Genomic DNA, 12284 nt, shown 5'->3' on the forward strand with positions numbered 1-12284 from the left:
AATGACAGATTACGTTCTGATCCACGGCGCGTTCCACGGCAGTTGGTGCTGGACTCGCGTGCGCCGCCTCCTGGCCTCAAAAGGCCACCGGGCGTTCACGCCGACGCTGACCGGTCTTGGAGAGCCCTGAGGTCAGCCTCGGTACCCACATCGCGGATGTCACCAACCTCATGGTTTGGGAAGAACTGCGCAACATCGTCCTGGTCGGACATTCCTATGCTGGATTTGTCGTGCGCCACGTCGCCGACCGGATGTCAGACCGGATTCGCTCGTTGATCTACCTCGATGCCTTTGTGCCAAACAACGGCAAAACTCTTTTCGACTACGTACCCGACATGGGCAAGAGATTCCGAGAACTCGCCGCGGCGAACGGCGATGGCTGGAAGCTCCCGCCGCCTCCGGCATCGTTCTTGGCAGTGAACGCGGCAGACGCCGATTGGGTCGACCGACAGTGCACGGTGCAAGCATTGTCCACTTTTGAAGCGCCGGCGCAGATCAGCGGCGCTTGTGATGCGATTCCGAACATCGGATACATCCGGGCGCGGAGCTATGACAGCCCTTATTTCGACGGCTTTTACGATCTCGCAGGAGAACGCCGCTGGTGGCGAGAGGAGTTTGCGTGCGGGCATGATGTGATGCTCGACATGCCAAACGAGCTGACGGCGCTGTTGCTGCAACGGGGGTAGGAACGGGCCTATTCGGTCCCATTAGCGGAGGCAAACATTCGCCACGCGCCGGGCGTTGGCGATCTCGGCCGCTGTGTGTACCGAAAATCTATGCCCCGGACAGCGCAGACATTGCCACACAACCTTCGACGAGGTGCTGGCGTCCGGCATTTTGACGCTATCTGAACCGACGAGCGTTGCTGGTAGCGGCTCCCATCAGAGCGAAGGCCATTCCGGCGACCAGAGAAAAGACCGCGCCATGATCTCCGCCCAAGCCGAAGATCAGCGAGACCAAGGCGGAACCAAGTGACCATCCGACGTAGCGAGCCGCGGCATTCATCCCACTCGCCGCCCCGCTGCGCCCTATGGGTCCAGCCGTCATCATCGCAGTGTTGTTCGGGGTCTGGAAAAGGCCAAAGCCGATACCGCAAAGGGCGAGGCGCCAAACGACATCCCACTTCGCCGGAGTTGTCGGCAAGAAGACCATTAGAAGCAAACCGGCCGCCAACAACGCCAAACCAATGCTGCAAATCACCGAGGCGGGGTAGCGGATTGTCAAGCGCCCGGCGATTGGAGCCGTGATGGCAGTCATGACCGGCCAGGGCGTCAAGAGAAAGCCTGTTTCCACGGCCGAAAGATGCATCCCCGCCTCAAATAGAAACGGCAAGGAGACGTAAGCCAGGATTTGTGCGGCATAGGAGCAGACAGATGTCCACGCCGATAGTGCAAACAGAGGTATGCGGAAAAGATCGAATGGCAGCATTGGCATAGGGTGCTGAAGCTGTTGTCGAACGAAGAGGCTGAACCAGAAAAGGCCTGCGACGATCCCTCCCATCGCAATGCGCCCATCGCCAATACCCAGCGTGCCGACACCGACGACGAAAAGCCCGAACGCCAGCGCGTTGAGAGCGGCCCCGATCAGATCCAGAGGGCGAGGAACCCGAACGTCTGATGGTGCAGCGGCAATAAATAGCGGTACCGCGAGGCCGAATGGCACATTCACCAGAAACAACCAGGGCCATTTTGCCGCGGCAAGTATTGTCGCCGCGATGGTAGGCCCCAATGCTCCAGGTATCGCCACCGCTAATGCGACCAACGCGAGGCCCTTACTGACCATGCGGTGCGGATAGATCACGCGTACAAATGCAACGCCGGCCACAGCAACCCCGGCCGCTCCGACACCCTGAATCAAGCGCGCACTCACCAGCATCGGCAATGTTGGGGCGAAAGCGCAACCTAACGACGCGAAAACAAAAATAGCTAGACCCGCGGCATAAACGCGCTTCAGACCGAGTGACTCGACCAGACTTGCAACGGGCAACAAGCAGACCGTTGCCGAAAGCTGATAGGCATTCACGACCCAAACGGTTGCCGCGTCACTACTTGCGAATGAACGCGATATATTTGGCAAGGCGATATTCACGATCGCGCTTCCGAGGGAACTTAGGCCAAGTCCAAGCAAGATGCAGAGCATTGCCCAGCGGCGCTGAGATGCCGTTAAACATTCGACGCCGCCCATCAGAATGCAATCTCTGAGGCGGCCTTTGGGCCGCCGACTTTGCGCATACTCTCAGCTTTCGGCGGCAGCCTGTAAGTAGAGCTTTATGCATGTGCCTTGTTGCAGCATGCTGTGAACTTCAATGTGGCCGCGCGCCTGATCAACAAAATGGCGGATCATTGGAAGTCCGAGCCCTGTTCCAGCGCCTTGTGGCTTCGTCGTGAAGAATGGTTCGAACATCTTTTCCAGGACGTCGGAGGTAATGCCACATCCAGAATCAGTGACGCAGAGGGAAACATACTCTTGGCCATCGTCGCCCTTTGGCGAGTGAGACTTGCTGGTCTCGATTGTTATGATACCTCCCATGGGCATAGCGTCTCGGCCGTTCATCACAAGGTTTATGATCGCGCATTCGAGCAGGTGAGAATCACATCGGATCCGAGTTTCTGAATCCGATAAAGCCAAACGTAGCACGATTCCTTCTCCGACGACGCAGCGCAGCAGATCACTCATTGAACGGAGGGCATCGTTAAAGGTGAAACAGATTGTCTGATTGATGAAACGTTTTACGCGCAACAGTCATAAGGCGATGCGCGAGCTCGCTAGCGCTCACGAGTGACGGTTCTGCAACTTCTATGAGAGAACCGAGGTCAGACGTGCACCCGGCGGCAACGCGCGCGCGTATCATGCTGAGGGCGCCGGCCATGCTCTGCAATCTATTATTAAAGTCGTGAGCAACCCCGCTTGCGAGCAGGTCGATCATATGCATGGCTTTGTCTCGCCGAAACGTCTCATGGAAACTCGTGCAATTCGCGCCTCCAGCCTCGAAGTCCGCTTCGCTTTGCAGCGCGCCAATGATCTCTCGCAACTCGCTCACTATCGGCGTCCCCTGAACTTGCTTTGTTGTCTTGAAGGCCTCGGCCCGTGCCGGGCGCCTCACGCGCCTCTCACGAGTAGTCACCACCGCTCTGCTGAGTGAGGTTGCCGAGGTAGTCGCGTTTTCCGATCTTCGCTCCGAGGTGCCGAAGGATCGCGTGCGCAATCGAGATGTGGAAGAAGAAGTCGGGTAGCACCAAGTGCCGGATGTAGTCATCGCCGCCGAACCACCCGCGCACGATGGGCGGCGTCAGCTCGTATGTGTGGGACTGCGCGCCGGCAATATCGTCCGGCTGCACGTTTTGCAGGAAGCCGCGGGTCTCGAGGAGCCGCTCTTTCAATGCCGGGTACATCATCGGGGTGTTGCGGGGTGCCGGCGCATCCCGTTGCATCAGCTTCGCCATGTGCGCCTCGACCTTATTGCAGCTTACGGAAAACTGTTCGCCGAAAGTCAGCATGTCGGATGCAAGCCGCTCGCCAAGGATCGTTCCAGGCTCAATCCCCTTTGTTCGCTCGAGCGCTTGGGCCTGGTCGAGATAGTCGTTCATCACGTTCAGTCCGTGCACCATGACAGGGACTGTGATGTCATAAACCGGGAAAGACAACGTCGAACTCCATGCACTCGTTTGTACTCCGAACGCCAGTTGGACCCGAAAGGTCGAAACCGAAACGAATGGTCACAAGAGGCTCTGCAATCTTCTTTCCGCACCAGCTTGCGGGCATAACCTCCGCGAAACTGCGGCGGGAGGACTGCGCTCACGCATGCGGTCGCCTAGTGACCCAGGACGGGATATCCATTCACATAGATCCAGTCCGTGGCCTGGGCCGGCACGTGGCACCCCTGGCAATCGGAATGGTAGTCCGTCGAGGTGGTCTTGAGCGGCTTGTCCGCATCGAACCACGACCATCCCCACCCGTCGCCCCACAACGGGTTGCCGGGATGCGTTCCCTTGCCGTCTCTCACCATGACGAACCAGCCCTTGAGCTTGTCGGCGTGGCTTACTGTGCCGGTGGTCATCTCGTTCGTCGAAGTCGCGAAGACTTCTTTCACAAGAACGGCGCCGTCCGGGAAGTGCCCCGTCTTCCGGTAGGCGTCGATCGCCCCCGGGGATGCGTACACAGCGTGGATTTCTTTCGAGCCCTGGCCGCTGTCGGCCGCAATCGCCCAGCTCCCGAGCGCTTGGTAGAGGGTTCGGTAGTCCGTCGGCACGCGCAGGTGCCCGGCGGCGTCCGTCACGTTCGCGGTCGTTCCGCTGATCTGCGCGAGCGCTGCCACGATGCCGGCGACCAGCGAGACAGCGACGGCCAGGCCGACGGTTGTCGGTAATTTCATGGAGGGTCTCCTTTGCCGCTCGCGCGCGGCATGGTGGCTCGGCGCAACGGCCTCAATCACTGTTTCAATCGCTGTGGAGCCCACCGCGTCTGCTCGGAGGGCCCAGACAGACAAGATCGGACGCGGCCGACGAAATTAGAAATTCCCTTTGGATATGCATTCGATAGGCGGGAGATATCGTCGTCCAAAAGCGCTGTGCGCGCCGGCGTCCCGTCTGTCGGCGATCAGCCGTCGAGGAGTGCGGCGTACTCCGGGTGCAGGGCGGCGTAGGAGGACATCACTTCGCGATTACTCTTTTCCTATCGCATCGTAACGCTTCGAAAACGCCATGCGCCAGCCGCGATCCGTACCCTGGGCCGGACAGCTCTTGTGGCACCTCCGTGTGGAGCAGGACGACGCGACTGCATTCGACCTTGTAGTACGCTACTGCAAGTGCGCTGTCGCCGAGAGCCATTTCAAACCGGCTCATTGCGGGATTGTCCCGGATGTCCCTATCCACCTTCTGCCTCCCTCACTAGGACTTGGAAGCGGCCTGGCGCAGCGAGGCCAAGATTTGCGCCGGCTCCTCCCGTATCGTGAAGTCTGGCTCGACGAATGCGCTGCGGATCCGGCCTTCCGCGTCGATCACGTAGGTCGCGGGAATAGGCAACATCCACACCGGTGACCCGTGCCGCGCGCCGAAGTCGAACCCTAGCCCGGAATAATGCGTATTGGTCTCGTCGGGCACGCGGAACAGCACGCCATATGACATCGCAACGCCGTAGTCGACGTCGGAGAGCACCTTCAGGTCCAAGCCCAGGCTGCGCTTGAGCCGCCGAGGGAAGTCCCTCGTCTCGGGTGTCACCACTGCGAGAGACGCGCCGACGCTCTCGAACTCATCCTTCGCGGCCTGGAGGGCGCAGAGCTCAGCGGCGCAGAACGGACACCAGCCGCCTCGGAAGAAACTCAGGACGAGGGGTCCGTTGCGGCGCAGCTGTTCGGAGGAGTGGAGACGGCCGTCAGCGTCCGGCAGGAGGAAGTCCGGCGCGTCGTCTCCGACCTTCAAGGCGTGCGATGCCACGTCTGTATCCCGGAGCCAGCCCACGAGGTGGTTGTATGACTCCCAGTCCGCGGCGCTGAACGTCGTCAACAGTTCGGTGCGAATCCGGGCGAGTGTCTTGTCGGTATGATTTGGCATCGGTGGAAGTCATCAGGCTGAGGAGCGATTGGCTGAAAGCTGTTGGCCGCCGGCGTACGTGTCGTGTCATGCAGGCGCCGTCGCCACCCCGGGGATCTCTGCGTGCGGCACGCCCTGGTCGGGGACTTTGAACGACCAGTCTCGAAGCCGCGTGACCTTGACGAAAGCGTCCAGCGCCGGGGAGTAGCGGCGCCCCTGCACGGCCAGGAGCCGCACCTCCCGCGAAACCGGGTCACCTTCGAGCGGAATGGTCTTGAGCGTCGGAAGGCGCGGCATGTGCTCGGGCGCGAGTATCACGCCGAAACCAGCGGCGGCCATGTGCTGCAGGTGCAAGTCGTGACCGCTGCAGTGGCCGAGTTGGGGCGGTTTCTCGTGGAAATACGATTGCTGGATCTTCGGGGCGACGTCGCAGTCGGCGCGTTCCAGCAAGATGGTCTCACGGAGGTCATCGATGCCGATCGAGGGACGATTTGCGAGCCGGTGTGTCGGCGCGAGAACAGCGACGTAGCGCTCCTCGAAGAGCGACCAGTCGTCGATGCGGGCGGGCACGTCCTGCACGTCGCCGACCATTGCGGCGTTGATCTCGCCCTCAAGCAAGAGCTCGACGAGCTTCTTCGCTGCGCCCTCGCGCAGCTCGACGTGAAGTCCCGGGACGAACTTTGCGATCTCCGCGATCGGATCGAGGACGAGCGACGCCGAGATGGATGGGGCGAGGCCGATTTTGAGTGGCGCGACGTCCTTGCGTTGGAACTCCTGGGCTCGGCGACGCACCGCCTCTGCCGAGGCCAGTGTGCGCTCCAGCATCGGAAGGACTTCCTTTCCAAGATCGGTGAGCTGCGTCAGCTGGCGTTCGCGGTAGATCAACTGGCCGCCGAGTTCCCGCTCGAGCTTCTGCACCCCTTTGGTCAGGGCGGGCTGCGTGACGTTGCATTGCTCGGCCGCGCGGGTGAAGTTGAGCGTGAACGCCACGGCGAGAAAGTAGCGAACTTGATGAAGCTCCATGGATTGTTCTCCGTCAAGGTGCGGCTGTCGATACTGACGAGCCTTGCACTCGACGACGTGAGGGGCACGTCGCAACCATGGGGCGTAGATGCAACTTGCGTCCGCACGTTGGAACGGCAAGGCCTATTGATTTGGACTCACGGACACGCTTTCAGGAATCTCAGAGAGCCGGGTCCGTGCGCTGCGAAGCGGGCGAGAACCAGACGGGCGGCCGCGCCGTGTGTACGCGATCCCAAGGCATGATCGTCACCGCTGGGATCAATTGTTCGACAACGAGCGAAGCGAGCCTCAACGACAATTCGTCAACCGCCAATACCTCTGTTTCTCACGAAGCCTGGCCAAATGCGGGACTGGGTGGCAGGGCGAACGCAGAGTCCGGCTCTGCGGCAGGCTGGCCCTTCCGACGGAGAGATGTCAGGCGTGGAGGGTCTCGCCGCCCTTGGCATCCGCGTAGTATTGAGGCGCCTCGCGACGGTCGTACTTTCCGTAGTCGCGCACGATCCGCACTCTCCGGACCCTCGCCGTGTCATTGGGCGCGGAAGCGTCCTCGTAGGCCTGCGCTGCAGCAGCGTCCTTCCAGGATATGAGCAAAATCAGGTCGCCAGGCGTGAGCACGGCGTCGAAGATGTCCCAGGACGTGCAGTTGGCGGCCCAAGGGTTCAGTCCGAGCCACTCCGCGCAGTGGTACGGGTTGTTGGTCTGCTTCCATTCCGCAGGGCGCGTCGCGTTGATCAGCGTGACCGCAGTTCCCTCCCCGACCTCGGTCTCGTCGAGCCGCTGCTCAGTGAGGGTGTACCCCGCGGGCATCTTATTGTCGGCGGTGATCTGGCCGACACGGAGATGGTAGTCTGCAAGAATTTCGTTGCGGCCCTTCTGCTGAACCTGGTGATGGCGCATGCGGGTGCGCCAGCGAACGAGCGACTTCTCGTCCCGCCAGTTCGAAAGCGAAAGGATCCAGCCTTCGCGGGTCAGGCTCTTGTAGCGGATGTTGTCGACGAAGCCTTCGACCTGCTCCAGTTCGGGGCGCAAAATCTTGGCGTTGTCGAGGTAGTCATCCCAGTTCTCTTTATTGGGGAGGACTTCGAAAATCACTGAGAACATGATCGTATCCCGCTTCTAGAGTGCTGCGACGAAGTCGATCTCGATCTCGATGCCGGAGTGCACCGCCATGCGCGCCGCTTTCGCGGCAGAAGACCTTCGAGCCGGCGATCGATCGTCTTTGACAGCGTCGGCGTGGCTCCCGTTTCGTTCACAGTTGCGTATCCTTGCATTCAGCGCGCCCTGATCGCCGCAGGCCGCAGGGATAATCTGGCCTTCGAAAATCATCCTCCCGCGGAGCGAGAGAGATCGTCTCTCAAGCGCCGTAGCGTTCGGTCTTGATCGTCCCGGCTTCCAGTCCCAAAGCGAGCGCAGCGTCCGCCGCGATGTCGACGAAGGCGTTCGCCCCGCACACGAAGGCGCAGCCGGGGGACACAGGCAGCCGTCCCGCGACGTCAGCGACCATCCTGCCGTCGATCCGCCTGCTGAAGTCGGTCGGGCGCATCGCCGGCTCGCGTGTCAGAGCCAGGGCGAGGACGAGATCGGGAAGCGAGGTCTCGAGCTCGAGGAGCTCGTCCCTGAACAGCACGTCACCCCAGGTCCTGGAGGAGAGCAACAGCGCGACAGGCACTGGCTCTCCGCTGGCCTCCCGATACCGGATCATCGCCATGAGCGGCACGACGCCGGAGCCGGCGCCGATCAAGAGCACCGGTTTGTTGGAAGGTCCCGGCCAGAGAAAGTGTCCGCCAAGCGGCCCGCGAAGCTCGATCGTGTCGCCTACTTGAGCGACGTCATGGAAGAACGGGGAGACCTCACCGTCCGGGAGGCGCTCGATCGCCAGCTCGATCACCTTGGAATCGCTCGGGGCCGAGGCGATCGAGTAGCTGCGCATGGCAGTGTAGCCGTTGGGCGCAGTCAACCGCACGTCGACGTGCTGTCCGGCCGTATAGTCGAACGTTTCGGAGAGGCGGAGAAAGAAGCTCTTGATAGCAGGCGTTCTCGTCGCGATCTCGATAATCGCACAGCTCTGCCATCGCGCGTGTGCGACAATCGCTTCAGTCATTCGTGTACCGCTGCTCACGCCACGGATCGCCGTACATGTGGTACCCGCGCAGCTCCCAGAAGCCGGCCTCGTCGCGCTCCGTGAACTGAAGCCCGTTCACCCACTTCGCCGACTTCCAGAAGTAGAGATGCGGCACGAGCAGGCGCGCCGGCCCCCCGTGGTCGCGCGGCAGCGGCTGGCCTTCGTACTTGAGCGCGATCATCGCCTTCCCCACTGCGAGGTCGGCGAGCGGCACGTTGGTGGAGTATCCGTCATAGCAATGTACGAGTGCGAACGGAGTGGGCGCGCTAAGGCCGGCGTCGGCGAGGATGTCGTCGACGGCCACGCCCTCCCAGGCGGTGTTGAGCTTCGACCACGAGGTCACGCAGTGAATGTCTCGTGTCATCTTGGTTCGTGGGAGCGCGTTGAACTCCGACCAGCTCCACGCTTTGAGCGGACGAGGTCCGACCTCGAGCGTGAAAGTCCAGTCCGCGGGCTCGATTCGCGGTGTGGGGCCGGCCGTAAGCACCGGGAAATTGTCGACGAGGTGCTGTCCCGGGGGAATCCGGTCCGATGGTTCTGATCCGGATTGGCGGCCTGTGAAACCACGAGTGACCATAGCGGATTTCCTCCGTCGGCGGGTGAAAGGAGCTTAGTCCCGCACACGCTAAGCTGCTGTGCGCCGGATCAGCAAGTTACAGGCGAAGCATGGAATTCAGCGCAGCGAATGGGAAATGACGTGAGGCCATGAAGTCGATAGCCGCGCGTTATGACGCCCGTAGGCACGTGAACACCGCTTCGCGGTCGCCGATGGGAAGCGCCGCACTCCCACCGCAGCCAAGCGTCTTTCTGCCATCCCGATACGGTCGGCTATCGACTTCAAGGCGAGAGATGATTTTCCGTCATAGACCCAATCTTCGAGCCATCGTCGCTCGCCTAGGCCGGCGCGTGGAATCAATCATTTGGCGCGGTCGCGCGCGGCCGGCACCCGGGCCCGAGCGGGCACACACGGTCGCGAACGCCGCGCGCCGTGGTCCCCGCCCCTAGGGGAACGTCAGGCCGAAAGCGGCCGGATCGGGCTTCTCGCCTTTCCGAGGGACCAAGAAGCGCTCCAGCCCACCCGGTACGAAGCTGAGCAGCAGGGTCGCCTGGTCGCCGACCACCTCGATTGTATGCGGCACACCGCTGGGAAGAGCCGCGTAGGCGCCCGGCCCGACCTCGACGCGCGCATCGCCGACCCGCGCGATTAGCTGCCCCTGCACCACGTAGACCAGTTCGTCCTCGCGCGAGTGGGTGTGCAGCGGCGGCTCCTCCCCGGCCCGCACCGTCCACAGGACGACGCCATATTCGCCTCCGGTCTGGCTGCTCTCCACTTTCATCTCGACGCTCGAGCCCCCGTTCGAGGTCACCGTCTCGCCGCCGTGGGGCGGCGTGAGAATCGGTTGCTTCACTGACATTTGTAGCCTCCTGATTGTAGACCCTTGTTCGGGTGTCGGAGTGGCGGCGAAAGGTTGCCGTTCACGCTCATCAGCATGAGATTGCGCACGGCGAATGGGAAATGACGTCACGCCATGAAGTCGATAGCCGCGCGTTATGATGGCCGTAGGCACGTGAACATCTCTTCGCGGTCGGCCAGAGTTCCGCTCGGGCGAGTGCTCGCAGAAGGAAGCGCCGCACTCCCTCCGCAGCGGTGCCAAGCGTCTTTCAGTCATTCCGATAACGGTCGGCTATCTAATCCATAGCGACAGGTGATTTTCCTTTCGACCGCCATGGACTCAATCTTCTATCTGTCGTCGATTCCTTTCGGCGGTCGTTGGGACTGCCCTGCTCTGGAGAGTTTCGTGCCGGGAGCTTAAGCGGCGCAGCAGAACGCCGGCATACGAGTATCATAGCCCGCCGTGTTAATGCGAGATCGTGAACGGGAGGTCTTTGGATGATTCTACCTACCGGTACGACCGTAGCCGTTGCTGACGGCGAGACGATCCGGCTGTTCCACAATACAGGCGTGAAACCTGGGGTGCACTTGGTCGAGATCACCGCGGCTCCGCCTACGTCCGCCCACTCAGGCCCGGGTGCGCGGCATCGCACCGGTTCTGCTAACCCCGATGGAAGGCGGCTCGTCGAGGACGACTTCGCGGCAGCGACGGCCGCGTTCCTGAACAAGCTTAGCCTGGACGGGACCATAGAACACCTGGTCGTCGTCTCCGACCCCAGGACCCTCGGCGAGATGCGCAAGCATTTCAACCGCGACCTGAGAGGCAAGATCTTGGGCGAGCTCCCAAAGGACTTCAGCCATCGTCCGCTCGAAGACATCGCCTCACTCATCGCCGACGCCTGACGCGCCACATCGTTACGCCAGCAGATTGGCACCAACCGGCGTGATCTTCACGTAGGTGCCGCTCTCGTCCATCCAGAGCCATCCGCGATGGAGCGCGAACTTGATGGCGGCGCCGTACTCGGCCGGCTTGGCTTTGTCCTGAGAAACAAACCGGGCAGTTTTAGGCGCTGGAAAAGCGACTGTCCGTAGCTTTCCGGATCCCAGCCCCGTGATAGCTCGCCGGAACGCGCGACGATCCGGACGCCGCGAGGGTGGGCGATCTCCGTGCTTCAGGAGGCCGACGCCATCCGCGAATGCGAAGGACACGGGTGGATGCAGGAGCGCACCGACCCGCATCCCCGCGAGCGCGCCTTTGACATCGCCTGCCAGGATCCGCCGGCCAACATTTCCGCAGATAAAGCCGTCGCAGAAATTCCCGGTGTGCTGGGCTCGATCGGGAACAGCTCCCGGAGTGCCAGGCTGTGGCCTGACGCTCTCCGCCGAGAACCTCAGCGCTTCGCCAACGTCGCCGTTCTCACTTATGCCCGGAACCCGCCTGCTGCTGAGCGTTCGCATTGTTCGGGTTTTTCTTGCTTGCCTCGTGATGGCCGACGACACACCCTGCCACGGCGCCCAGCTTGCCGTGCCCCGCCATATGACCGGCCACGCCGCCGACGATCGCACCCTTGATGCAGCCCTTAGCGTCCGCCGCGGGAGCGAAAGCAATCGAAATCGCCACGGCGCAAACCGCCACCATAATCCGCCTCATGTGTGTTCCTCCGGTCATGAAGATCGAGGTCAACGTTATCCAGTCACACTCAGTTCCGGAGAAGCGGATGGCTGTTGCCGGCTAATCGCGCGCGCGCCGCAGGGCGGCTTGCAGCCGTTCTCTTTCCTTTTCCCACCGCTCGTTCTCGGCCCGTGGTCGGTTCTCGAGTGCGCCGACCTGGCCCGACCCAAACCCCAAGCAGTAAAGCGATAAAGAGAGACTGCAACGGTGCCTTCACGGTGATTTCGCGCAGGCGAGTGGCCCAGCGCTTTTTGCGTGATCAACGGCGTTTTGCTCGGCGAGTGAAAGGCCAACCAGGTCTGCATCCTGGATCGGCGCCGTCCGTCATGTCCGGCAGTGTGCAGGCCATGTTCCGTCGAATCCGGTGCGTGGCCTACATGTAGGTCAACGACGTCTGTAGCTTTGGAAGCTCCCATCTCCTTCTTGAAATGAAACGAATCTCCAAACGCCGGCGCAGCCGCCGTTTCTGCCTGACCATCGTCATCGGTAGGTTCGTCCTTGCCTCCGTCGTTCGGGCTGGACCCTGAGTGTAGGTTGCTAGCAGCG

Annotated in this window: 16 protein-coding genes; 3 read left to right on the forward strand and 13 right to left on the reverse strand. The window is 61.7% G+C overall.

The window, feature by feature from the left end; translation table 11 throughout:
• Position 1: 1 nt before the first annotated feature.
• Both AC5ZG1_RS35045 and AC5ZG1_RS35050 read left to right on the forward strand, forming a co-directional pair.
• On the forward strand, positions 2-130 hold the full coding sequence (locus AC5ZG1_RS35045) for an alpha/beta fold hydrolase (protein ID WP_496135578.1): 129 nt from the start codon (positions 2-4) through the stop codon (positions 128-130).
• Positions 117-686, forward strand: a complete 570-nt coding sequence (locus AC5ZG1_RS35050) for an alpha/beta fold hydrolase (protein WP_496135579.1) — start codon at positions 117-119, stop codon at positions 684-686. The genes AC5ZG1_RS35045 and AC5ZG1_RS35050 overlap by 14 nt, the downstream gene beginning before the upstream one ends.
• Positions 687-843: 157 nt before the next feature.
• Here the strand turns inward: AC5ZG1_RS35050 and AC5ZG1_RS35055 are convergent, their stop codons facing one another.
• From AC5ZG1_RS35055 to AC5ZG1_RS35110, 12 genes are all read right to left on the reverse strand, one after another.
• Positions 844-2184 carry an MFS transporter gene (locus AC5ZG1_RS35055; RefSeq protein ID WP_496135580.1) on the reverse strand — a complete coding sequence of 447 codons (1341 nt, stop codon included), beginning with the start codon at positions 2182-2184 and terminating at the stop codon, positions 844-846.
• A gap of 51 nt (positions 2185-2235) precedes the next feature.
• Positions 2236-2676 (reverse strand): sensor histidine kinase, encoded by a 441-nt coding sequence (locus AC5ZG1_RS35060; protein ID WP_496135581.1) that lies wholly within the window; start codon positions 2674-2676, stop codon positions 2236-2238.
• 434 nt (positions 2677-3110) lie between these two features.
• Entirely contained in the window at positions 3111-3644 is a 534-nt protein-coding gene (locus AC5ZG1_RS35065) for a DUF1993 domain-containing protein (RefSeq protein WP_496135582.1), read from the reverse strand.
• 167 nt (positions 3645-3811) lie between these two features.
• Entirely contained in the window at positions 3812-4372 is a 561-nt protein-coding gene (locus AC5ZG1_RS35070; protein WP_496135583.1) for a cytochrome P460 family protein, read from the reverse strand.
• A gap of 277 nt (positions 4373-4649) precedes the next feature.
• Positions 4650-4841 carry an N-acetyltransferase gene (locus AC5ZG1_RS35075; RefSeq protein WP_496135615.1) on the reverse strand — a complete coding sequence of 64 codons (192 nt, stop codon included), beginning with the start codon at positions 4839-4841 and terminating at the stop codon, positions 4650-4652.
• 45 nt (positions 4842-4886) lie between these two features.
• Positions 4887-5549, reverse strand: coding sequence for a peroxiredoxin-like family protein (locus AC5ZG1_RS35080; protein ID WP_496135584.1), 663 nt, complete (start codon positions 5547-5549; stop codon positions 4887-4889).
• 66 nt (positions 5550-5615) lie between these two features.
• The gene (locus AC5ZG1_RS35085; RefSeq protein ID WP_496135585.1) at positions 5616-6551 is read right to left on the reverse strand and encodes a LysR family transcriptional regulator; all 936 of its coding nucleotides are present in this window, start codon (positions 6549-6551) and stop codon (positions 5616-5618) included.
• Positions 6552-6965: 414 nt separating this feature from the next.
• Complete coding sequence (locus tag AC5ZG1_RS35090; protein WP_496135586.1) at positions 6966-7652, reverse strand: antibiotic biosynthesis monooxygenase family protein; 687 nt, start codon at positions 7650-7652, stop codon at positions 6966-6968.
• A gap of 15 nt (positions 7653-7667) precedes the next feature.
• The gene (locus AC5ZG1_RS35095; RefSeq protein ID WP_496135587.1) at positions 7668-7877 is read right to left on the reverse strand and encodes a hypothetical protein; all 210 of its coding nucleotides are present in this window, start codon (positions 7875-7877) and stop codon (positions 7668-7670) included.
• A gap of 28 nt (positions 7878-7905) precedes the next feature.
• On the reverse strand, positions 7906-8652 hold the full coding sequence (locus tag AC5ZG1_RS35100) for a ferredoxin reductase (protein ID WP_496135588.1): 747 nt from the start codon (positions 8650-8652) through the stop codon (positions 7906-7908).
• On the reverse strand, positions 8645-9250 hold the full coding sequence (locus AC5ZG1_RS35105; protein ID WP_496135589.1) for a sulfite oxidase-like oxidoreductase: 606 nt from the start codon (positions 9248-9250) through the stop codon (positions 8645-8647). The genes AC5ZG1_RS35100 and AC5ZG1_RS35105 overlap by 8 nt, the downstream gene beginning before the upstream one ends.
• A gap of 424 nt (positions 9251-9674) precedes the next feature.
• Entirely contained in the window at positions 9675-10088 is a 414-nt protein-coding gene (locus AC5ZG1_RS35110) for a cupin domain-containing protein (RefSeq protein WP_496135590.1), read from the reverse strand.
• 476 nt (positions 10089-10564) lie between these two features.
• On the opposite strand from AC5ZG1_RS35110, the gene AC5ZG1_RS35115 reads away from it, so the two are divergent.
• Positions 10565-10969: a baeRF12 domain-containing protein gene (locus tag AC5ZG1_RS35115; RefSeq protein WP_496135591.1), complete on the forward strand. Its 405-nt coding sequence runs from the start codon at positions 10565-10567 to the stop codon at positions 10967-10969.
• Between the two features lie 514 nt (positions 10970-11483).
• On the opposite strand, the gene AC5ZG1_RS35120 is transcribed toward AC5ZG1_RS35115, so the two are convergent.
• A complete protein-coding gene (locus tag AC5ZG1_RS35120; protein WP_496135592.1) occupies positions 11484-11717 on the reverse strand; it encodes a hypothetical protein in 234 nt (77 codons plus the stop codon).
• Between the last annotated feature and the right edge of the window lie 567 nt (positions 11718-12284).

The sequence above is a fragment of the Bradyrhizobium sp. Leo78 genome (assembly GCF_059512425.1).

What these genes read in the sequence shown, in the direction of transcription:
- AC5ZG1_RS35045 (WP_496135578.1), top strand. Translation starts at nt 2, where the DNA reads ATGACAGATTACGTTCTGATCCACGGCGCGTTCCACGGCAGTTGGTGC.
- AC5ZG1_RS35055 (WP_496135580.1), bottom strand. Translation starts at nt 2,184, where the DNA reads ATGGGCGGCGTCGAATGTTTAACGGCATCTCAGCGCCGCTGGGCAATG.
- AC5ZG1_RS35060 (WP_496135581.1), bottom strand. Translation starts at nt 2,676, where the DNA reads ATGAGTGATCTGCTGCGCTGCGTCGTCGGAGAAGGAATCGTGCTACGT.
- AC5ZG1_RS35070 (WP_496135583.1), bottom strand. Translation starts at nt 4,372, where the DNA reads ATGAAATTACCGACAACCGTCGGCCTGGCCGTCGCTGTCTCGCTGGTC.
- AC5ZG1_RS35075 (WP_496135615.1), bottom strand. Translation starts at nt 4,841, where the DNA reads ATGAGCCGGTTTGAAATGGCTCTCGGCGACAGCGCACTTGCAGTAGCG.
- AC5ZG1_RS35080 (WP_496135584.1), bottom strand. Translation starts at nt 5,549, where the DNA reads ATGCCAAATCATACCGACAAGACACTCGCCCGGATTCGCACCGAACTG.
- AC5ZG1_RS35085 (WP_496135585.1), bottom strand. Translation starts at nt 6,551, where the DNA reads ATGGAGCTTCATCAAGTTCGCTACTTTCTCGCCGTGGCGTTCACGCTC.
- AC5ZG1_RS35090 (WP_496135586.1), bottom strand. Translation starts at nt 7,652, where the DNA reads ATGTTCTCAGTGATTTTCGAAGTCCTCCCCAATAAAGAGAACTGGGAT.
- AC5ZG1_RS35095 (WP_496135587.1), bottom strand. Translation starts at nt 7,877, where the DNA reads ATGATTTTCGAAGGCCAGATTATCCCTGCGGCCTGCGGCGATCAGGGC.
- AC5ZG1_RS35100 (WP_496135588.1), bottom strand. Translation starts at nt 8,652, where the DNA reads ATGACTGAAGCGATTGTCGCACACGCGCGATGGCAGAGCTGTGCGATT.
- AC5ZG1_RS35105 (WP_496135589.1), bottom strand. Translation starts at nt 9,250, where the DNA reads ATGGTCACTCGTGGTTTCACAGGCCGCCAATCCGGATCAGAACCATCG.
- AC5ZG1_RS35110 (WP_496135590.1), bottom strand. Translation starts at nt 10,088, where the DNA reads ATGTCAGTGAAGCAACCGATTCTCACGCCGCCCCACGGCGGCGAGACG.
- AC5ZG1_RS35115 (WP_496135591.1), top strand. Translation starts at nt 10,565, where the DNA reads ATGATTCTACCTACCGGTACGACCGTAGCCGTTGCTGACGGCGAGACG.
- AC5ZG1_RS35120 (WP_496135592.1), bottom strand. Translation starts at nt 11,717, where the DNA reads ATGAGGCGGATTATGGTGGCGGTTTGCGCCGTGGCGATTTCGATTGCT.